General features: G+C 35.3%; 17 protein-coding genes. 16 read left to right on the forward strand and 1 reads right to left on the reverse strand.

Annotation, left to right across the window (positions count from 1 at the left end; all coding sequences use genetic code 11):
• Positions 1 to 5 precede the first annotated feature (5 nt).
• From ftsE to uvrC, 12 genes are all read left to right on the forward strand, one after another.
• Positions 6 to 692: a cell division ATP-binding protein FtsE gene (ftsE, locus tag THEBR_RS02890; RefSeq protein ID WP_003866591.1), complete on the forward strand. Its 687-nt coding sequence runs from the start codon at positions 6 to 8 to the stop codon at positions 690 to 692.
• The gene (gene ftsX, locus THEBR_RS02895) at positions 676 to 1569 is read left to right on the forward strand and encodes a permease-like cell division protein FtsX (protein WP_009052768.1); all 894 of its coding nucleotides are present in this window, start codon (positions 676 to 678) and stop codon (positions 1567 to 1569) included. The genes ftsE and ftsX overlap by 17 nt, the downstream gene beginning before the upstream one ends.
• A 23-nt stretch (positions 1570 to 1592) precedes the next feature.
• A complete protein-coding gene (locus THEBR_RS02900) occupies positions 1593 to 2732 on the forward strand; it encodes a murein hydrolase activator EnvC family protein (RefSeq protein WP_003866593.1) in 1140 nt (379 codons plus the stop codon).
• 87 nt (positions 2733 to 2819) lie between these two features.
• A complete protein-coding gene (locus THEBR_RS02905; protein WP_003866594.1) occupies positions 2820 to 4016 on the forward strand; it encodes a S41 family peptidase in 1197 nt (398 codons plus the stop codon).
• A gap of 9 nt (positions 4017 to 4025) precedes the next feature.
• The gene (locus tag THEBR_RS02910; RefSeq protein WP_009052767.1) at positions 4026 to 5270 is read left to right on the forward strand and encodes a PDZ domain-containing protein; all 1245 of its coding nucleotides are present in this window, start codon (positions 4026 to 4028) and stop codon (positions 5268 to 5270) included.
• A gap of 13 nt (positions 5271 to 5283) precedes the next feature.
• Positions 5284 to 6009, forward strand: a complete 726-nt coding sequence (locus THEBR_RS02915) for a 2-phosphosulfolactate phosphatase family protein (RefSeq protein WP_003866596.1) — start codon at positions 5284 to 5286, stop codon at positions 6007 to 6009.
• A 160-nt stretch (positions 6010 to 6169) separates the two neighbouring features.
• A complete protein-coding gene (gene uvrB / locus THEBR_RS02920) occupies positions 6170 to 8155 on the forward strand; it encodes an excinuclease ABC subunit UvrB (RefSeq protein WP_009052766.1) in 1986 nt (661 codons plus the stop codon).
• Between the two features lie 9 nt (positions 8156 to 8164).
• Positions 8165 to 10948, forward strand: a complete 2784-nt coding sequence (uvrA, locus tag THEBR_RS02925; RefSeq protein ID WP_009052765.1) for an excinuclease ABC subunit UvrA — start codon at positions 8165 to 8167, stop codon at positions 10946 to 10948.
• 9 nt (positions 10949 to 10957) lie between these two features.
• Positions 10958 to 11362 (forward strand): FHA domain-containing protein, encoded by a 405-nt coding sequence (locus THEBR_RS02930; RefSeq protein WP_012269067.1) that lies wholly within the window; start codon positions 10958 to 10960, stop codon positions 11360 to 11362.
• A 10-nt stretch (positions 11363 to 11372) separates the two neighbouring features.
• Positions 11373 to 12617 carry an FtsW/RodA/SpoVE family cell cycle protein gene (locus THEBR_RS02935; protein ID WP_003866601.1) on the forward strand — a complete coding sequence of 415 codons (1245 nt, stop codon included), beginning with the start codon at positions 11373 to 11375 and terminating at the stop codon, positions 12615 to 12617.
• On the forward strand, positions 12592 to 14013 hold the full coding sequence (locus tag THEBR_RS02940; RefSeq protein WP_009052764.1) for a peptidoglycan D,D-transpeptidase FtsI family protein: 1422 nt from the start codon (positions 12592 to 12594) through the stop codon (positions 14011 to 14013). Before THEBR_RS02935 ends, THEBR_RS02940 begins: the two co-directional genes overlap by 26 nt.
• A 17-nt stretch (positions 14014 to 14030) precedes the next feature.
• A complete protein-coding gene (gene uvrC / locus THEBR_RS02945; RefSeq protein WP_012269068.1) occupies positions 14031 to 15878 on the forward strand; it encodes an excinuclease ABC subunit UvrC in 1848 nt (615 codons plus the stop codon).
• Between the two features lie 311 nt (positions 15879 to 16189).
• On the opposite strand, the gene THEBR_RS02950 is transcribed toward uvrC, so the two are convergent.
• Positions 16190 to 17170: a biotin--[acetyl-CoA-carboxylase] ligase gene (locus tag THEBR_RS02950; RefSeq protein ID WP_012269069.1), complete on the reverse strand. Its 981-nt coding sequence runs from the start codon at positions 17168 to 17170 to the stop codon at positions 16190 to 16192.
• A gap of 146 nt (positions 17171 to 17316) precedes the next feature.
• Between THEBR_RS02950 and hprK the strand changes: the two genes are divergently transcribed.
• The 4 genes from hprK to THEBR_RS02970 are packed head-to-tail and all read left to right on the forward strand — an operon-like array spanning position 17317 to position 21413.
• On the forward strand, positions 17317 to 18234 hold the full coding sequence (hprK, locus tag THEBR_RS02955; RefSeq protein WP_009052761.1) for an HPr(Ser) kinase/phosphatase: 918 nt from the start codon (positions 17317 to 17319) through the stop codon (positions 18232 to 18234).
• A gap of 15 nt (positions 18235 to 18249) precedes the next feature.
• Positions 18250 to 18987, forward strand: a complete 738-nt coding sequence (locus THEBR_RS02960) for a phosphatase (protein ID WP_003866606.1) — start codon at positions 18250 to 18252, stop codon at positions 18985 to 18987.
• On the forward strand, positions 18984 to 19922 hold the full coding sequence (locus THEBR_RS02965; protein ID WP_012269070.1) for an ROK family protein: 939 nt from the start codon (positions 18984 to 18986) through the stop codon (positions 19920 to 19922). The genes THEBR_RS02960 and THEBR_RS02965 overlap by 4 nt, the downstream gene beginning before the upstream one ends.
• Before the next feature lie 12 nt (positions 19923 to 19934).
• Positions 19935 to 21413 carry a long-chain-fatty-acid--CoA ligase gene (locus tag THEBR_RS02970; protein WP_012269071.1) on the forward strand — a complete coding sequence of 493 codons (1479 nt, stop codon included), beginning with the start codon at positions 19935 to 19937 and terminating at the stop codon, positions 21411 to 21413.
• Positions 21414 to 21415: the final 2 nt, after the last annotated feature.

Here is a 21415-nt window from a genome sequence, read left to right on the forward strand (position 1 = left end):
AAAATTTGATTAAATTTATAAATGTATCCAAAAGATACAATAAAGATATAATTGCTCTTTCAAATATTAGTTTTGAAATTGAAAGTGGGGAATTTGTATTTATTGTTGGGCCTAGTGGCGCAGGTAAATCAACTTTAATTAAATTATTGCTAAAAGAGGAAGAACCTACTTCTGGCAGTATTATGATTAATAAAAAAGATATAACAAAACTTAAAAAGCGTGAGATACCTTATTTGAGAAGGAGTATGGGGGTAGTTTTTCAAGATTTTAGATTGCTTCCTAATAAAACAGTGTTTGAGAATGTTGCCTTTGCTATGGAAATAGTTGGAGCACATCCAAAGGAGATAAGAAGAAAAGTCCCAATGGTATTGGCATTAGTAGGGTTAAGTGATAAAGCGGACAAGTATCCTAGGCAGCTGTCTGGTGGAGAACAACAAAGGGTTTCTTTAGCAAGAGCTATTGTAAATGAACCTTCTATTCTTATAGCAGACGAGCCTACTGGTAATCTTGATCCTGATACTTCCTGGGAAATTGTAAAACTCATTTCTGAAATAAACAAAAGAGGCACTACAGTTGTTATGGCCACCCATGCAAAAGATATAGTAGATGCCATGAAAAAAAGAGTAATAGCGCTGGAGAAAGGAAACATAGTACGAGACGAAGTAAGGGGTGCTTATGGATATGCTCTTTAGAAATTTAAAATATTTTTTAAAAGAAGGTTTTAATAATTTAGCAAGAAATAGGCTTATGACAATAGCTTCTATAACTTCTGTAATGGCAGCAATGCTTATTTTAGGTTTGTTTCTTGTTATTATTTTAAATGTTAATAGCTTGACTAATCAGGTGGAATCTCAATTAGAACTTAAAGTCTTTTTAAAAGATAATATTTCTGAACAAGAAGTTAGCCAGATAGGTAATGAGATAAAATCAATACATGGTGTTACTTCAGTAGTTTTTGAATCTAAAGAAGAGGCTTTACAAAAATTCAAACAACAATTAGGAGATAAAAGCTATTTAGCAGAAGGTTTAGAAAAGGACAATCCCCTTCCCCAATCTTATATAGTAAAAGTGAAAGATGCTAATTTGATGAAAAATATTTCAAACAAGATAAAGCAGATAAATGGAGTTGACAAAGTAAGTTATGGGCAAGATGTTGTAGATAAGCTTCTTGGAATTATAAAGATAATAAGGATAGTGGGGCTTTCTATTATACTTATTCTCTTTATAATTTCAATTGTCATAATTTCCAACACAATAAAATTGGGGGTTTTTGCAAGGAGAAGAGAAATCAACATAATGAAGTATATTGGAGCGACTGATTGGTTTATACGATGGCCATTTTTGATTGAAGGTATAGTATTAGGATTGGTAGGTGCCTTGCTATCAGTTGTAATATTAGCTTTAATTTATGGATATATGCTTGATATTATTAATAATAAATTAATGGTGTTTAAACTATTGCCATTAGAAAAAATAGCAGGGGACATTATAGTATATTTTTCTATAATTGGTGCAATTATTGGAGCCTTAGGAAGTGGACTTTCAATTAAAAGGTTCTTGAATGTTTAAAAATTTACAAGGGGGAAATAGCATTGCGAAGATATAGGTGGAAATGGCTAATCTTTGTCGTTATATTTCTCTTTACAGTGCTCTTTACGTCCTATCCAAAAGCAGACCAGCTTCAAGATGCTAAAAACAAATTAAATCAAATCCAAAAATCCATTACTGAGACTAAGAAGAAAAAGGAAGAAATAATTAATCAAAAAAATGATATTGCCGCTCAAATAGCAGATTTGGATAAAAAACTTAATGCTACACAGCAAGAATTAGCAAATGCACAAAAACAATTGTCTGATATTACTGCAAAACTTAACAAGACGCGAAAAGAATTAGAAGCGGCCAAACAAAAGGAAAATACCCAGCTCCAAACAATGAAAGAGCGTATAAGGGCTATATACATAAGTGGCGAATGGGGATATTTAGACGTACTTCTTGGTGCCCAAAATTTTGGAGATTTTATAACGCGATTGGATATTGTAAAACGCATAGTAGATTTTGATTCTAGTTTATTTGAATCCTATAAGCAACAGAGAGAACTTATTGAACAAAAAGAAAAAGAATTAGCACAAATGCAAAGAGAAGCGCAAAATTATAAAAACCAAATAGTTTCTCGACAAAGGGAATTACAAGTAGCTATGGCCTCGCGGGAAGGTTTGATGAGAGATTTAGAGAGACAGCAAAAATTATATGAACAACAGGAAGATGAGCTTTTGCAGCAGTCGAAACAGTTAGAGACAGTTATTCAACAATTGCAAGCGAAGTCAAGCATCAAATATGGCGGTGGAAAACTCTTATGGCCTGTTCCTTCTAGTAATGTGATTACCTCACCTTTTGGAATGAGATTGCATCCTGTACTTGGGGTTTATAGAATGCATACAGGTATTGATATTGCCGCCAATACGGGGGCTTCAATAGTAGCTGCGGCAGATGGACAAGTAATTTTTTCAGGATACTATGGGGGATATGGTTATACGGTAATTATAGACCATGGGGATGGAATATCTACCTTGTATGCTCATAATTCTGCCTTATTAGTAAAAGAAGGAGATACAGTTAAAAGAGGCCAAGTTATTGCAAAGGCAGGAAGTACAGGTTTAAGCACAGGTCCGCATTTGCACTTTGAAGTGCGTAAAAATGGTGTTCCAGTTAATCCGATGGACTGGTTAAAATAACCAGTCTGTTTTTTTTATTTCATGAATGTTGTATAATAAATAAGAACATATATATAATTTTAAGAGACTAAAAAAGGTGGGGAAATTATGGCAAAAAAAAGATTTTATATTTTGTTAGCAATGCTTTTGATAGTTACAAATGTCATAACTTTTGCACTCGCAAATGTGGTGTCAGTGGCTCTTCCCAATGGTAAAGTAATTGTTTCTCGCGAGGAGTACCAGTTGATAAAAAAATATAGTAAACTTTTTGAAATTGAGAAAACCCTTGAAAATAGATATGTGGATAGAGTAAATTCTTCAATTCTTTTAGAAGGCGCTCTGAAAGGAATGGCTAATTCTTTAGAGGACCCTTATACTGTATACATGAATAAAAAAGAATTTTCTGATTTTATGACTCAAACTACAGGTACTTATGGGGGAATAGGGATAGTTGTAGCAGTTGATAAAGAAGACCATATTGTGGTGGTTTCTCCAATAAAGAATACACCGGGGGAAAGAGCAGGAATAAAATCCGGAGATATAATAGTAGAAGTGAACAATAAAAAAGTAAGTGGCAAAAATTTAGATGAAGCAGTAGCTATGATGAGAGGACCTCAAGGAACAGAGGTAACCCTTACTATAATGAGAGAAGGAAAAACTTTTACTAAGACAATTACAAGAGAGATAATAAAATTAGAAACAGTATATGATGAAATGCTTCCTGATAAGATTGGGTATATTAAGATTACAATGTTTGACCAAAGCACAGCTGATGACTTTAAGGCAGCTCTTGATAAATTAAAGTCTCAGGGTATGAAAGGACTTATACTAGATTTAAGAGATAATCCTGGTGGACTTTTAGAGGAAACTATAGATATTTCTAATTTAATTTTGCCAAAAGGGGTTGTTGTGACGACCAAAGGGAGAGTTGACAATAAAGAATATTATTCTAAAGGACCTGGTCTGGGATTGCCACTTGCTGTGCTTGTAAATAAAGGCAGTGCTAGTGCCTCAGAAATTTTAGCAGGTGCAATAAAAGATAGGAAAGTAGGAGTTTTAGTTGGATCAAATACTTTTGGAAAAGGACTTGTACAAACTATTGTTGACTTTGGTGATGGTACAGGATTAAAATATACTATTGCAAGGTATTACACGCCAAATGGCACAAATATTCAAGGCAAAGGAATTGAGCCCAACTATGTAGTGGAGCTTCCTGAAAGTTACACTCTTCAAGATACTCCTGACTTAAAAGGAGATACTCAGCTTATAAAAGCTTTTGAAATTGTAAAAAGTGAGATAAAGTAGGGTGTTAAAATGACAGCTTTTATTAAAGTTTTTTGGTGGGCAATAGAGACGATAGCTTTATCAGTTTTTAATCCCTTTTTCTGGATAGTGATAATTCTGATAGTAATGCAGTATAGAAACAAAATAGCCATAGAAAGGGAAATTATGGGACAGGAGCAAGAACCAATGAAAGAATTGGTTCTTGACTCTGTCTTTTATGGTGTAATTGCTGCAATAATTGGGAGCTTTCTCATGATATTTTTAGGAATAACAATAGAAAATATAGGGCTTCAGTATGTATGGCCTTTGGTCATAGTATTGATGCTTGTCAATCCTAGATATATTTGTTTTTCTTATGCAGGAGGAATAGTTTCTCTATTCAGCTTGTTTTTTGGATTTCCTAATATAAGTGTGCCTGCCCTTATGTCTATTGTAGGTATTCTTCATTTGATGGAAAGCCTTTTAATATATATAGATGGTCCAAGGAATGCCACTCCTATCTTTGTAAGGCTTAAGGATGGGCGAGTGGCAGGAGGCTTTACTATGCAAAAGTTTTGGCCTATTCCTTTTGCTGCATTAACTATTGCTACTGGGATAACAATAACGGGACAGGGTGTAAATATGCCAGATTGGTGGCCCATCATCAAACCCTCTGGCATTGATTTAAATAATGTAATTTTTTTGATGATGCCAGCAATTGCAGCTTTGGGATATGGAGATTTAGCTTTAACTCAACTTCCAGAGAAGAAAACGCGCATTTCTTCGCTGCGTTTATTTTGCTTTAGCATAGTTTTAATTATATTAGCAGTATTAGGAATCTATATTAAATTATTTCAATATTTGGCAGCTATTTTTGCTCCAGTAGCTCATGAGCTTTTGATTTTGATAGGACAAAGAGAAGAAAGGGAAAATCCACCTCTTTTTGTAGCGCCAGATACAGGAGTGATGATTTTAGCGACAGCAAAAGGTTCTCCCGCTAGAGAAATGGGAATTAAACCGGGGGATGTAATATTAAAAATTAATGATATTCCTATTAATGAGCCAGATGATATAATACGAATACTCAATGAACGGCCTTCTGTGATGTGGATCACTGTAAAAGATTTAAATGGCAATTATACTAACTATGAATATAAGGATCCACAGGGAATTTTGGGATTAGGAGTTTTAATAGTGCCAAAGGCAACTTCTATGATTTATGAAATTAATGGGGAAGGAATATTTATAAAAAAATTAAAAGAAATCTTTAAAAATATTTTTAAGAAAAACAGATAAGGAGGCAGGGTGAGTGTTTTTACAAACTTTTGAAACATATAATTCTTTTAATGAAAGAGAGTTAAAAAATAAAAACGTCGTTGTAATAGATACCCTACGAGCTACAAGTGTTATTACTACTGCTTTATACAATGGAGCTAAAGAGATTATTCCAGTTTCAGAAGTGGAAGAAGCGATCGAACTTGTAAAAAGTTTAGATAAAACGACTTATCTTTTGGGTGGGGAAAGGAACTCTACAAAGATTGAAGGCTTTGACTTATCTAATTCTCCTTTGGAGTATACTCGTGAAAAGGTGGAAAATAAAACAATAATTTTTACTACTACTAATGGGACAAAAGCTTTAAAAAAAGTCTCTTTAGCAGATAATGTAATTTTAGGATGTCTTTTAAATGCTTCTGCGGTTGCTAAGTATATATATACCAGCAATAAGGATACAATAATTGTATGTGCCGGGACAGAAGGGAAATTTTCTCTTGACGACATAATAACTGCTGGAGTGATATATAAAAAACTGCAAGATTTAATGGAATTTGAAAGTGATGATTTATCAAAAGCCAGTTATTTTTTGTACAAACCTTATGAAGATAACTTGTATGAAATAATGAAACATGGCTTTCACTTTAAAAGATTAAAAGACTTAGGGTATGATGAAGACATAGAGTTTTGCTTGACGGTTGATAAGTTTGATATTGTGCCAAAACTTAAAGACGGAATTATAAAAAATTCAGCCGACCTGTAAAGGCCGGCTGTTTGGTATGTGCAAAATGTCAGCCATTTATAAAGTGTAGCTACATCTTTACCTACAAGATCTTGACACGGACGGCTGTTTGGTTATGTTTGTGTTGACAAGTAGGGTATGCTATAATAATAAGATGATAATTGCAAAGAGGGTAGAAAAAATGAGTGGATTTAAGTTGGTATCTAATTTTAAACCAACAGGAGACCAACCTCAAGCTATAGATAAATTAGTTGAAGGGGTAAAAAAAGGATATAGATTTCAAACCTTATTGGGTGTGACGGGTTCTGGAAAAACCTTTACTATGGCTAATATAATCCAGAAGTTAAATCGTCCTACTCTTGTCATCGCTCATAACAAGACCTTGGCTGCACAATTGTACAGCGAATTTAAAGAGTTTTTTCCAGACAATGCGGTAGAATATTTTGTGAGTTATTATGACTACTACCAACCGGAGGCTTATATACCCCAAACTGATACTTATATTGAAAAAGATGCTTCTATAAATGAAGAAATAGATAAATTGAGGCACTCTGCTACGGCAGCTCTTTTTGAGCGAAGAGACGTTATAATTGTCGCCAGTGTTTCTTGTATATATGGCTTAGGTGACCCTGTAGATTACGAAAATCTTATGCTTTCTCTAAGGCCGGGAATGATAAAAGATAGGGACGAAATAATTAAAAAGCTTGTAGATATACAATATGAAAGAAATGATGTGAATTTTACAAGAGGCAAATTCAGGGTAAGAGGAGATGTTATAGAAATTTTCCCTGCTTCTTTTTCCAATAAGGCGATAAGGGTTGAGCTTTTTGGAGATGAAATTGACAGAATAGCGGAAATTGATGTGTTAACAGGTGAAGTACTGGGATTAAGAAAACACGTGGCTATATTTCCGGCTTCTCACTATGCTACTTCAAAAGACAAATTGGAAAGAGCGATAAAAAGCATTCGAGAAGAACTGGAGCAAAGGTACAAAGAGCTTAAAGATGCTGGCAAAATAGTAGAGGCTGAAAGACTAAGACAGAGGACAAATTACGACTTAGAGATGCTTCAAGAGATGGGCTACTGCCAAGGAATAGAAAATTATTCAAGGCATATTTCAGGAAGACCTCCAGGAAGCCCTCCTTATACTCTTTTAGATTATTTCCCTAAAGATTTCCTTATCTTTATAGATGAGTCTCATGTGACAATTCCTCAGATTAGAGGGATGTACAATGGAGATAGGTCGAGAAAAGAAGCATTAGTAGAATACGGATTTAGACTTCCTTCTGCCTTTGACAATCGTCCTCTTACTTTTGAAGAGTTTGAAAAGAGGATAAATCAAGTTATCTTTGTTTCTGCAACACCAGGACCTTACGAGCTTGAACATTCGGAGCAAGTTGTTGAGCAGTTAATACGACCGACAGGTCTTATAGATCCAGAAGTGATTGTAAAACCTGTAAAAGGGCAAGTAGATGACTTAATAGGAGAAATTAGAAAGACGGTAGACAAAGGCTTTAGAGTACTTGTTACAACTCTTACGAAAAAAATGGCAGAGGATTTAACGGATTATCTAAAAGATATGGGAATAAAAGTAAAATATTTACATTCTGATATTGAGACGATTGAAAGGGTGGAAATAATAAGAGATTTAAGGCTGGGTAAATTCGATGTTTTAATAGGCATAAATCTTTTAAGAGAAGGGTTGGATATACCTGAGGTTGCTTTGGTGGCAATATTAGACGCAGATAAAGAGGGATTTTTGCGTTCAGAGACTTCCTTAATACAGACTATAGGACGTGCCGCAAGAAATGCGGAAGGACGAGTAATAATGTATGCAGATACTGTAACAAATTCTATGAAGAGAGCAATTGATGAGACGAATAGAAGAAGAAAGATACAAATGGAATATAACAAAAAGCATGGTATAACTCCAAAGACAGTAATTAAGGGAGTAAGAGATGTAATTGAAGCTACTCACGTAGCTGAAGAAGAACAGAAGTACAGAAGAAAGAAAGTTAAGACTTATGACCCTGAAATTATTAAGTCAACTATAGAGCAACTTGAAAAAGAAATGAAAGAAGCTGCAATTGAGCTGCAGTTTGAAAAGGCTGCAAAATTGAGAGATGTGATTTTTGAATTGAAGAAACAGTTGGAGGAAGTAGTTTGAGGTGAAATCATGGCGAAAGACAAAATTGTAATTAAAGGGGCAAGAGTTCATAATTTAAAAAATGTAGATTTGGAGATTCCACGAGATAAATTAACTGTGATAACGGGTTTATCAGGTTCTGGTAAGTCTTCTCTTGCCTTTGATACCATTTATGCTGAAGGTCAGAGAAGATATGTGGAGTCGTTGTCAGCTTATGCAAGGCAATTTTTAGGACAAATGGACAAACCAGACGTTGATTATATAGAAGGTCTTTCACCGGCAATATCTATAGACCAAAAGACCACAAATAAAAACCCTCGTTCTACGGTAGGAACGATAACTGAGATTTACGACTATCTAAGACTTTTATATGCAAGGGCTGGGATTCCCCATTGTCCTGTTTGTGGAAAAGAGATTAGCATGCAAACTATAGATCAGATGGTAGACAGAGTCAAAGAATTGCCAGAAGGTACAAGGATACAGGTACTGGCTCCTGTTATTAGAGGAAGAAAAGGGGAATATGCTAAGCTTTTAAATGACATAAAAAAGAGCGGATATGTCAGAGTGAAAATTGATGGAGTCATGTACGATGTAAATGAGGAGATTAAACTTGACAAAAATAAAAAGCATACTATTGAAGTTGTGGTAGACAGGGTTATTATAAAACCGGGAATAGACATGAGGTTGACAGACTCTATAGAAACAGCTTTAAAATTAGCAGATGGGATAGTTTCTATTGATGTAATAGACGGAGAAAGCTTTACACTCTCTGAAAAATACGCTTGTACAGAGTGCAACATAAGTATTGAAGAACTTTCCCCGAGAATGTTTTCCTTCAATAGCCCTTATGGGGTTTGCCCTGTTTGCACTGGATTGGGAGAATTTATGAAGGTAGATCCAGAGCTTTTAATACAAGACCCTAAAAAATCATTAGCAAATGGGTTGTTGCCGGGGATTGTTGCTTCACAGGATAGTTATGCTTATTACAACATTTTAAGATTAATTGAACATTTTGGATATACAGAGAATACTCCTTATGAAAAGTTTAGTGAAGATTTAAAGAATGTACTGCTTTATGGCAAAGATACAAAAGGTAAGTCCTATGGATTTGAAGGTATAGTAAACAATCTTGAAAGAAGGTACAACAATACTTCTTCAGATTTTATAAAAGAAGAGATAGAGAAATATATGAGACCGGTTACTTGTCCTGCATGCCATGGGGCTAGATTAAAGCCAGAAGCGCTAGCTGTGACTGTTGGTGGACTTTCCATAAAAGAAATGACAGACCTTTCTGTTGGCGAGCTTATAAAATTTATTGAGGAACTCAAATTAACAGAAAAACAAGAGATTATTGCAAAGCCAATTTTAAAAGAAATAAAGGCAAGGCTTAATTTTCTTGTGGATGTAGGACTGGATTATTTGACTCTTTCAAGACCTGCAGCTACTTTATCAGGTGGAGAAGCACAAAGGATAAGATTGGCAAGCCAGATAGGCTCTGGGCTTGTAGGAGTCACATACATCCTGGACGAGCCGAGCATTGGACTTCATCAAAGAGATAATGAAAGGCTTATAAATTCCTTGAAAAAATTAAGAGACCAAGGCAATACTCTTATAGTAGTAGAGCACGATGAGGATACAATATATGCGGCAGACTACATTGTGGATGTAGGACCAGGCGCAGGTGAGCATGGAGGAGAAATTGTAATTGCGGGTACGATAGAAGATGTGTTAAAATGTGAAAAATCAATTACAGGCCAGTATTTAAGTGGTAAAATAAAGATAGAAGTGCCAAAACAGAGGAGAAAACCTAATGGAAAAGCTTTAATAGTGAAAGGAGCTAAGGAAAACAATTTAAAGAATATAGATGTGGTTTTCCCCCTCGGAGTATTTATATGTGTTACAGGGGTTTCTGGCTCAGGCAAAAGCACCCTTATAAATGAGATACTGTACAAAGCATTGGCACAGAAGATTTATAAGTCCAAAGATAAACCAGGTATGCACGATGCAATAGAGGGTATCGATAATATAGATAAAGTAATAAATATTGACCAGTCTCCTATAGGCAGGACTCCTCGCTCAAATCCTGCTACCTATACAGGAGTTTTCGACTATATAAGAGAGGTTTTTGCAAATACTCCAGAAGCTAAAATGAGAGGCTATAAACCAGGAAGATTTAGTTTTAATGTTAAAGGTGGAAGGTGTGAAGCCTGTGGTGGAGATGGTATAATTAAAATTGAGATGAACTTTTTGCCGGATGTGTATGTCCCTTGTGAAGTCTGCAAAGGGCAAAGGTATAATAGGGAAACATTGGAAGTAAAATATAAAGGGAAAAATATTTCGGATGTACTTAATATGACGGTAGAAGAGGCGTTAGAATTTTTTGAAAATATACCCAGGATAAAAAATAAATTGATGACTTTATATGATGTGGGTTTAGGATATATTAAGCTAGGGCAACCTTCTACTCAGCTTTCAGGAGGAGAAGCACAAAGAGTAAAATTAGCTACTGAACTTTCTAAAAGGCCTACAGGTAAAACACTATATATTTTGGATGAGCCTACAACTGGATTACATTTTGCAGATGTGCATAGGCTTCTTGAAGTTTTAAATAGATTAACTGATGCGGGCAATACTGTTATTGTAATTGAACACAACTTAGATATCATAAAAAGTGCAGACTATATCATTGACTTAGGACCAGAAGGTGGAGACAAGGGTGGAAGGGTAATAGCTACAGGGACACCTGAAGAAGTTGCTGCTAATGAGAATTCTTATACAGGCCATTTTTTGAAAAAAGTCCTTTCTCAAAAATGAGGTGAATTTATGTATTATGCCATAGCTTCTCAGATATTAAAATATGTCCTTATTTTTCTCATCTACCTGTTTTTATACAGGGTTTTTAAAATAGTGTATATGGACATAAAAGGGGTAAGATATGAGAGGCAAATAACAGCGGCTAAACTTTCTTTTTTAAATGGAGAAAGGACTTTTAATCTTTTTGAAGTTACTACCATAGGAAGGTCGGAGGAATGCGATATAGTTATTGAAAGCCCTTATGTGTCTGCCAGACATGCTATCATACGAAAGAGAGGCAAAAGATTTTATATCCAAGATTTAAATAGCACAAATGGCACTTTTATAAATGGCAAAAGAATAAAAGGAATTGCTAAAATAAGGAATAATGATGTAATTACTTTAGGTGATGTCGACCTCAAATTTATTTTGTAGGTGAAATCTTATGGAAGAATATATAAAAACCGGTTCTAAAGCTATGAAAAATGTTTTTTGGATATTTGTAATAGCCTTTTTGCTGCTTTTTATACACAATAAACCGAAGGGATTTGACACTATATATTTTACATTAGCATTTCCAATATTAATTTATATTGTTTATTACTTACATGTAAGATTGTTTCCCTTGGGGGAAATCCAATTTGTCATTTTAACTTCTTTTTTGACCGAAATGGGACTTATAATGATATACAGAGTTGCGCCGAATTTGCTCGTAAAACAGATTGTCTGGATTGCAATAGGATTTTTACTTTATTTCATTTCCTCATATATCTTCAAACACTATTATTTGCTTTATAAACTCAAATATGGGGAAGCTATTTACATTGCAATTACAATAGCGCTATTGGCTTTACCATTGATTTTTGGAAGAGAGATAGGTGGTGCTAAAAACTGGCTTACTTTTGATGGCATATATGTTCAGCCAGCTGAGCTTGCTAAGATAATATATATAATTTTCTTGGCAAAATATTTGTGTACTAGGAGAGAAACGAAAGACATAATTATGTTAGGATTAATAACTCTTGTAATCGTAGGAATATTTGTATTGGAAAAAGACTTAGGGATGGCGTTTTTGTTTTATGCTACTACAGTATTATTAATTTTTGTCTCTACTTCTAATCTATTGTACACAGCAGTAGGGATTGGGCTATTTGTTCTAGGAGGTATAATATCCTACTTTTTGTTTTGGCACGTAAGAGTAAGAATTGAGGCATGGTTGAATCCTTGGATGGATGTACCAGGAAAAACATATCAAATTGTACAGTCCCTTTTTGCCATTGCGGCGGGAGGTTTTTTTGGTACAGGGCTTGGCATGGGGCATCCCGAATATATACCGGCTGTGGCAACTGACTTCATTTTTTCTGCCATTAGTGAAGAATTTGGGTTTTTAGGAGCGGTAGCTATAATTCTTGTGTATTTTGTTATAATGTATAGAGGGATTAAAGTGGCACTAAATGCTAAAGACGAGTTTGGTGTATTAGTAGCTACAGGCCTCATTTCAATGTTTAGCTTACAAGTTTTTACTATAATTGGTGGTGTCATAAAATTCATACCTCTGACAGGGGTAACCCTTCCCTTTGTAAGTTATGGCGGTAGTTCTATGGTGACGAGCTTTGTGACATTGGGCATGCTCAATGGCATAGCTCTTAAGGAGGAGCAACAGGATGTCCAACTTAAATCGCAATATTAAAATTCTGTTTTGGTTTTTTTCTGTACTTTTTTTCGGCCTAATTGCCTATTTAACTTATTTCCAAATATATGAAAGAGATAAATTAATTACTAGTTCTTATAGTGTTTACAATCGAAGACTTATAGAACAGGAAAAAAAGATATTGCGAGGTAGTATTTTGGACAGAAATGGGATTGTGCTTGCAAAAAGCGTGCAGGTAGATGGTTTACAAAAAAGGGAATATCTAGATGGACCTGCTTTTGCCCATGTGATAGGATACAGCCGTAGAATATACCAGCAAGGAAACACAGGGATAGAAAAAGCCTATGATAGGGAACTACTTGGAATGGTAGGAAATGACCCGATGATTCTTTTGAGGAAATTAATTTTTGGAAAAGGACAAATGGGGAATAATGTTTATTTAACAATAGATAAAACATTACAAGATATTGCTTATAAGGATATGGAGGGTAAAAAAGGAGCGGTTGTGGCTTTAAATCCAAAGACTGGTGAAATTTTAGCGATGGTTTCTACACCTTCTTATGACCCCAATACTTTAGGAGAGAATTGGGAAGAAATAATGACAAGTTCTGAGCACGTAGTTTTAAATAGAGCTACGCAAGGTTTGTATCCTCCAGGGTCTGTCTTTAAAATTGTAACTACCGCAGCAGTTTTGACATATAACCCTGAGTTATATGACAAGACTTTTTATTGTAAAGGATATATAATTGTAGATGGTAATAGAATAAATAATTTTGGAGGTATTGCTCACGGAATAGAAGATTTTAAACAAGCTTTTTATAGGTCTTGCAACTCCTTTTTTATACAGGCTGGTTTGGATTTAGGAAGTGAAAATTTGCAAACAATAGCTTATGCTTTTGGACTAGATAAACGAGTTCCTTTAGAGATAGATACAACAAAAAATCAATTTCCTCCTATTGATGGGAAGTCTGATTTAGCTGAGACTTCTATAGGGCAAGGGAAAATGCTTGTGACACCTCTTACAATGGCCTTAGTTGCTTCTGCCGTTGCAAATGATGGGGTTATAATGAAACCCTATTTGATGAAATATGTAGCAGATCCTATTTCAGGGGCTGTCATTGAAAAAAGCACTCCTTCACAGTATTTAAATCCTATATCAAAAAAGGTGGCAGATGCTATTAAACAATTGATGATAGGCGCAGTTAACGATAAAGAGGGGACAGGTAAAGCTGCACAAATTCCTGGTATTACAGTTGCAGGCAAAACTGGGACTGCAGAAAATCCTCACGGTGATCCTCATGCGTGGTTTGTAGGTTTTGCCCCTGCAGAAAACCCACAGATAGTTGTAAGTGTAATAGTTGAAAATGGCGGTGAAGGTGGGAAAGTAGCAGCACCTATAGCGAGAGATATAATAAGAGCTTATTTAACTAAATGACCTGAAGGTGATGGATAATGACCATAGAAGAAAAATTAAAGCTTTTGCCTGAAAAACCTGGCGTTTATATAATGAAAGATAAAAGTGGCAAAATAATTTATGTAGGTAAAGCGGTAGTTCTCAAAAACAGAGTGAGGCAGTATTTTCAAAACAAAGAAAAACAATTGCCAAAAGTAAAAGTAATGCTTTCTCATGTAGAAGACTTTGAGTACATTGTTACTGATACTGAACTTGAAGCTTTAATGTTGGAATGCAACTTAATTAAAAAGTATAAGCCTAAGTATAATGTATTATTAAAAGATGACAAAAATTACCCCTATATTAAAGTTACAGTAAATGAAGAGTATCCCCGCATAATGTTTACGAGAAGGATTGAACCCGATGGGGCGAAATACTTCGGACCTTATAGCAGTGCCTTTGCAGTGAGGGAGACTATAAAACTTGTCAGAAAAATGTTTCCAATAAGAACATGTAACAAAAATATTGAAAAGGACATGGGTAAGGTTAGAGAATGTCTCTATTACCACATAGGATTGTGTTCTGCCCCTTGTACTAACAAAATAAATAAAGAAGATTATATAAAATTAGTTGATCAGGCAGTTCTCTTTCTTGATGGAAAGAGGGATTGGCTCATACAAAAACTTAAAGAAGATATGAAAAAAGCGGCGGAAGAATTGAGGTTCGAGGAAGCGGCGAGGATTAGAGACCAGATTTTTGCTATTGAAAGGACATCAGAAAAACAAAAGGTGGTATCAGTAGGAGAAGATGAGCAGGATATAATTTCAATGGCCCGAAGTGCGGATATTTCCTGCATACAGGTGTTCTTTGTACGAGACGGAAAATTAAGCGGAAGAGAGCATTATTATATGAAAAATACAGAAGGGATGGAAAGAGGAGAAATAATCTCTTCTTTTATAAAGCAATTTTATGAAGGTGCTCCTTACATTCCCAAAGAAATAATAACTGATGTGGAATTAGACGAAAGTGAGCTTCTCAGTGAATGGTTATCACAAAAGAGAGGCAATAAAGTTTTTATAACCATTCCTGTTAGAGGTAAGAAAAAAGAGCTTGTGGATATGGTTTATCAAAATGCCTTAGAAGCCCTTAAGAATGACATATCAATAAGAGAGGAAATTTCAAAAGCCCAGGTTGTATTAGAACTTTCTAATTTAGTGGGACTTGACTACGCCAAGAGGATTGAAGCCTATGATATTTCAAACACAAGAGGTCAAGACAATGTAGGGTCTATGGTGGTGTTTGTAGATGGAAAGCCCAAGAAAAGTCAGTACAGAAAGTTTAACATAAAATATGTAGAGGGACAAGACGATTATGAGAGTATGAGAGAGGTAATAGAAAGGCGTTTTTTACATGCCATTGAAGAAAAAGAGCTTATTGAAAAAGGTGAACTTGAAGAGGATAAGGCCAAATTTGCTGAAATGCCAGATTTAATATTTGTAGATGGTGGCATAGGGCATGTAAATGCTGTACTGCAGGTGTTAAGTGGCTTGGGGATTTCTATTCCTGTTTATGGTATGGTAAAAGATTCAAAACACAGGACTCGAGGCCTTGTATCACCTCAAGGTGAAATTGACATACCTATGACTTCAAAAGCTTTTCGCCTGATTGCTCAAATACAAGAAGAAGCTCATAGATTTGCCATAACTTTCCACAAAGAAAAGCAAAGCAAAAGATTTAAAAGCGAACTTCTCAATATCCCCGGCATAGGAGAAAAGAGGGCAAAAGCTTTATATGATGCCTTCAAATCCATAGAAGAAATAAAAAGGGCAAGTGTGGAGGACCTTAAAAAAGTGGAAGGAATGAATGAAAAAGCTGCTCAAGCTGTATATGAATATTTTAGGAAATAAAAAGCGTCAAGATTTTGTCTTGACGCTTCAGACTATAGACAAACTTTCGTAAAGGAGATATTTTGCATAAGGAGCGACTTGTTACAAAGCGATAACAAAACTTAGCAAGACCGAGGGTGGAGGCAGGGCCGAAGCCATGGATGGCGGAGGCGGGCACCTTAAGGCATGGATGCCGATTGTGCCCGGTACCCTGCCGGAACCTGAAGGTCGAGCTTTAGTTTTGTCGCTTTGGAACACCGGAGCGACGATGCAAAATATCTCCTTTGAACATTTTTTAACTTTGTCAACAAACTGGAGCGTCAAGATTTTGTTTAAACATAATCCAGTAACCCCCTTACAGACACATCTCCTGACATAATACTAAGTCTTTTGCCTTCTTTTGTCTCTACTACCAAACTTCCATTATTGTCAATAGTGACAGCTTTTCCTTCAATTTCACCTTCATTGGCAATGACTTTTATCTGCCTTCCTATTGTTATGGACTTTTCAATGCATATAGGCCTTATGTATTCAAAGCCTTTTTGTAAATATGCATTATAATAAAATTCCAGGTTATTTAAAATGCTGGCGGTAAGTTTTTTCCTATCAACTTTAGAGTTGGTTTCTAAGTACAAGGAAGTGGCTTTCCCTTTTAATTCTTCAGGGAAATTGTCACAATTTACATTGACTCCAATTCCTATTATCACATAGTTTATTTTGTCAATTTCTGAACTCATCTCTGTCAATATTCCACACACTTTTTTATTGTTTAGTATTATATCATTTGGCCACTTTATTTTGCTTTCTACATGAAATACTTCTTCAATAGCTTTGACTACAGAAATTGCCGCTACTTGTGTGAGATTAAGTGCCTCCTGTGGCTGTATATTTGGTTTTAAAATGATAGACATCCAGATGCCACAGCCTTTTTGAGATATCCAACTTCTTCCTAATCGGCCTCTTCCTGCTATCTGCTCTTCGGCAATAATTACTGTACCATCAGGAACCTTTGATGCCATTTCTTTTGCGAAGTTGTTTGTAGAATCAATGACTAACTTATGTATATAATTTTTTCCTATAAAATTTGTAGTAAGATAAGGGGATACTTCTTCATAAATTAACAAATCAGGCTCAGAAACTAACATATACCCCAGCTTGTGATGGGCTTCTATTTGGTATCCTTCATTTTTTAATTCATTTATATGTTTCCATATAGCAGTTCTTGAGACGTTGAGTTGATCAGAAAGTTTTTGCCCAGAGATATATTCCCCTTTGTTTTCTTTTAAAAGTTTAAGAAGCTTTGACCTTAACATTTTTTCACCTCAAAAGTTTATATAGCTATAAACATATTATAATTTACATCTTCCAAGAAGAAAAGGTTTTGTCTATTTACTTATTTTACATTAAATAATATAATTGAATTAAATGCAGCGTTTTGTTGCTGGCTGGAGGTGAAAAAGTGGATAAGATTCCTGTTGAAACTTTGATAAAGGATTTAAATTTGGAAGTTATTGTTGAGGCCAAAAATAATAAAATAGATATAACTACAAGTGATGTAAATAGGCCGGGCTTACAATTTTCCGGCTTTTATGAGCATTTTGCTTACGAAAGAGTGCAAATCATTGGAAAAGTTGAAACAACTTTTATAGAACAGTTGCCAGATGATGTATTAGCTGAAAGAGCAGACAGGTTTTTTAATTATCCCATTCCCTGTCTTATTGTAACGAGAGATTTAAATATTCGTCAAGAGATCATAGATGCTGCGCAAAAACACGATAGATACCTTTTAAGGACAAAAGAAGCTTCTACCAAGTTTATAAATAGATTAATTAATTACCTTGATGAAAAGTTAGCACCACAAATTACTATTCACGGAGACCTTGTAGATGTGTATGGTATAGGTGTTCTTTTATTAGGAGAAAGTGGCATAGGTAAAAGTGAAACGGCATTAGAGCTAATCAAAAGGGGACACCGACTGGTTGCTGATGATGCGGTGGAAATCAGCAAGATAAGTGAGGACAAGCTTCAAGGGAGTTCACCTGAGATAATAAGGCATTTTATTGAAATAAGAGGTATTGGCATACTTGACATAAAGACATTGTATGGTGTGGGTTCTGTTAGAAATTCTATGAACATAGACTTAGTTATTCAATTGGAAGAATGGGACGAAGATAAGTACTACGACAGGTTAGGATTAGAAGACGATTATATCAAATTTTTAGATGTCAAAGTTCCAAAGCTTACTATACCTGTAAGACCAGGAAGAAATCTCGCGATAATAGTAGAAGTAGCAGCGATGAACCACAGGCAAAAACAAATGGGATACAACGCTGCTCACGAACTTAACAAAAAATTATTAAAACAAATAGGGAATTAAAGGGAGAGGATAAAGTTGAAGTTAGTTTTGGATACTCACACTCACACAATTTCCAGCGGTCACGCTTACAGCACTATTACAGAAAACGCAAGGGAGGCTTATAAAAAAGGGCTTCAACTTATATGTATGACAGACCACGGACCTAAAATGCCAGGAGCTGCTCACCTTTGGTATTTTGGAAATTTAAAAGTGTTACCTGAAAAAATAGAGGGGGTGGAGATATTAAAAGGGGTAGAAGTTAATATAATGGATGAAGAAGGAAATTTGGACTTACCAGAAGGAATACTTAAAAAACTAGATATAGTGATTGCCAGTTTACATGACGTGTGTTTTGAACCAAGTGACGATATAGAAAGAAACACAAAAGCTATTATAAATGCTATAAAAAACCCTTATGTAGATATAATAGGACATCCTGGGAATCCCATCTATCCAATAGATATTGAAAAAGTTTTAATGGCTGCTAAAGAATATGGCAAATTTATTGAAATAAACAACAGCTCCTTTGTAAGTTCAAGAAAGGGCAGTGAAGAAAATTGTTTTCTCATTGCTAAAAAAGCGAAAGAAATGGGAGTAAAAATTGCTGTGGGAAGCGATGCACATGTAAGCTTTGATGTAGGAAGGTTTGAGGAAGCTCTCAAAGTTATTAAGAATGCCGGTATAACTGAGGATTTAGTGCTTAATACTGATGTTGGAAAAATAAAAGAATATCTTAAAGAGAAAAAACGGAAAATTGGAGGAGAGGAAGAATGAGAATTGGTGTTGACCTTGGAGGCACTAATATTGCTGTTGGATTGGTAGATGAGGAAGGACGTATAGTAGCAACAGGCAGTAGACCCACAAAACCAGAAAGAGGTTATGAAGCGGTTGCCAAGGATATAGCAGAAATAGCTCTTGAGCTTATTAATAGAACTAATACTGATATAAAAGAGATTAAATCAATGGGTATTGGAGTTCCAGGAGTAGCAGACAGTGAAAAGGGTATAGTGATACGGGCAGTTAATCTTTTTTGGACAAAAGTACCTCTTGCAAAAGAAATAAGAAAATATATTGATTTGCCAATATATATGGACAATGATGCAAATGTAGCGGCTTTGGCAGAGGCGGTATTTGGTGCTGGCAGAGGTTCAAAATCATCTGTGACAATTACTTTAGGCACAGGAGTAGGGTCTGGATTTGTTCTAGATGGCAAAATATATAACGGTGCTCACCATTTTGCACCTGAGATTGGGCACATAGTAATAGGTAACAATGGCGTAAGGTGTAATTGTGGTAAAGTTGGTTGTTTGGAAACATACGCTTCAGCTACTGCTTTAATAAGAGAAGGGAAAAAGGCCGCTAAAAAAGACCCTAACTCTCTTATTTTAAAATTTGCAAATGGGGATATAGAAAATATAACGGCTAAAAATGTAATTGATGCCGCAAAGCAGTATGATGAAGAGGCTATCAAGATTTTTAATGACTATGTCAAATATTTAGCTATTGGAATTGTAAATGTCATAAACATGCTTGATCCTGAAGTGATAATATTAGGCGGCGGTGTCGCAAATGCGGGGGATTTTCTTATAAAGCCTCTCAAAAAAGAAGTGGCGGAGAATATTTTGTTTAAAGACCTTCCTTATGCTGACATACGAAAAGCAGAGCTTGGAAATGATGCGGGAATCATCGGTGCTGCTATACTAGGTTAAAGGAGGATAATTATGAAAATATATGAAATTTACAAAAACTCAGGAGTATCGGATAACCACATTGCTATAAAATTTAAAGACAAAATTTATACTTACAGAGAAGTTGATTTTTTAATAGATAAATACGCTTCTTTCTTTCAATCAATAGGTGTAAAAAAAGGTGATAGAGTAGCATTGAGTTTTCCCAATTGCCCTGAGTATATATTTTCTTTTATGGGGGCATCCAAGGCAGGGGCTATTGTTGTCCCATTGAACATGATGCTTACACTTGAAGAAATTGCTTATATAATTATGGAATCGGGAACAAGTACCATTGTTTTACATCCTGTAATAGCTCAAAAAATTGACAAGTCTCAATTGGGAAGATTGAACATTAAAAATGTTGTCATTTTAGATGAAAATACGATTGCTACTATATTAAAGATGAAAGTAGCTAAACCTGTTGATGTAGAAGCTGATGAAGTTTGTGCTTATTTATATACGTCAGGGACGACTGGAAAACCAAAAGGCGCAATGCTTACTCACAATAATTTCCTTGCTGATGTAAAAGCGTTGGATGAAGTTTCTGATTTGGGACCAAACGATAATTTTTTGGCTTTATTGCCTTTATTTCACAGTTTTTCATGGACAGTTAACATACTTCTTGGGTTTTATTTAGGTTCTACTATTACGATAAAAGAAAGTTTTATGCCAAAAGATACATTGGAAACGCTAACCAATGAAGATGTAACCGTATTCTGCGGGGTGCCTTCAATGTTTGCAGTTTTAATGAGAATGGCAGAAAAAGGTCAGTTTAAAGCATTAAGGTTAGCAATATCTGGAGGAGCTCCTTTAGCTCCTGAGATACAAAGGGGATTTGAGGAAAAATTTAATTTTCCGCTTGTAGAAGGTTATGGTTTAACTGAAGCGGCTCCTGTTGCACTTTTGAATCCTTTAGAACCTGATGCTATAAGGAAACCGGGGTCTATAGGATTGCCACTTCCTTGTGTTGAAGCGAAAATAGTAGATGAAAATGACAACGAACTTTCCGTTGGAGAAATAGGAGAGCTTGTTTTAAAAGGGCCTAATATAATGGTGGGGTATCACAACATGCCAGAAGAAACTGCCAAGACTTTAAGGGGTGGTTGGCTTCATACAGGTGACCTTGTAAAAAAAGACGAAGACGGATATTTTTATATTGTAGACAGACTAAAAGATATGATAATATTAGGTGGATTTAATGTATATCCAAGAGAAGTAGAAGATGCTTTGTTAGAGCATCCTGATGTTTTAGAAGTGGCTGTAATAGGTGTAGGTGACCAGTTAAAGGGAGAAGAAGTCAAAGCTTTTGTGGTATTAAAAGAGGGAGCAAAAGCCGACAAAAAGGAGCTTCAACACTTTTTAAAGAATAAACTAGCATCATATAAAATTCCAAAGATTTTTGAGTTTGTACCTAAACTACCTAAGAATGCGGCAGGAAAAATAGAAAAGAAATTATTAAAAGAGATGTAAAG

Origin of the sequence: Thermoanaerobacter brockii subsp. finnii Ako-1, from assembly GCF_000175295.2 — a bacterium.
In the GTDB taxonomy this organism is placed as follows: Bacteria; Bacillota; Thermoanaerobacteria; order Thermoanaerobacterales; family Thermoanaerobacteraceae; genus Thermoanaerobacter; species Thermoanaerobacter pseudethanolicus.

Coding starts and splice junctions, on each gene's coding strand:
- THEBR_RS02910 (WP_009052767.1), top strand. CDS start 4,026: ATGACAGCTTTTATTAAAGTTTTTTGGTGGGCAATAGAGACGATAGCT.
- THEBR_RS02935 (WP_003866601.1), top strand. CDS start 11,373: ATGGAAGAATATATAAAAACCGGTTCTAAAGCTATGAAAAATGTTTTT.
- THEBR_RS02940 (WP_009052764.1), top strand. CDS start 12,592: ATGTCCAACTTAAATCGCAATATTAAAATTCTGTTTTGGTTTTTTTCT.
- THEBR_RS02905 (WP_003866594.1), top strand. CDS start 2,820: ATGGCAAAAAAAAGATTTTATATTTTGTTAGCAATGCTTTTGATAGTT.
- ftsX (WP_009052768.1), top strand. CDS start 676: ATGGATATGCTCTTTAGAAATTTAAAATATTTTTTAAAAGAAGGTTTT.
- THEBR_RS02950 (WP_012269069.1), bottom strand. CDS start 17,170: ATGTTAAGGTCAAAGCTTCTTAAACTTTTAAAAGAAAACAAAGGGGAA.
- THEBR_RS02930 (WP_012269067.1), top strand. CDS start 10,958: ATGTATTATGCCATAGCTTCTCAGATATTAAAATATGTCCTTATTTTT.
- THEBR_RS02970 (WP_012269071.1), top strand. CDS start 19,935: ATGAAAATATATGAAATTTACAAAAACTCAGGAGTATCGGATAACCAC.
- THEBR_RS02965 (WP_012269070.1), top strand. CDS start 18,984: ATGAGAATTGGTGTTGACCTTGGAGGCACTAATATTGCTGTTGGATTG.
- uvrC (WP_012269068.1), top strand. CDS start 14,031: ATGACCATAGAAGAAAAATTAAAGCTTTTGCCTGAAAAACCTGGCGTT.
- uvrB (WP_009052766.1), top strand. CDS start 6,170: ATGAGTGGATTTAAGTTGGTATCTAATTTTAAACCAACAGGAGACCAA.
- uvrA (WP_009052765.1), top strand. CDS start 8,165: ATGGCGAAAGACAAAATTGTAATTAAAGGGGCAAGAGTTCATAATTTA.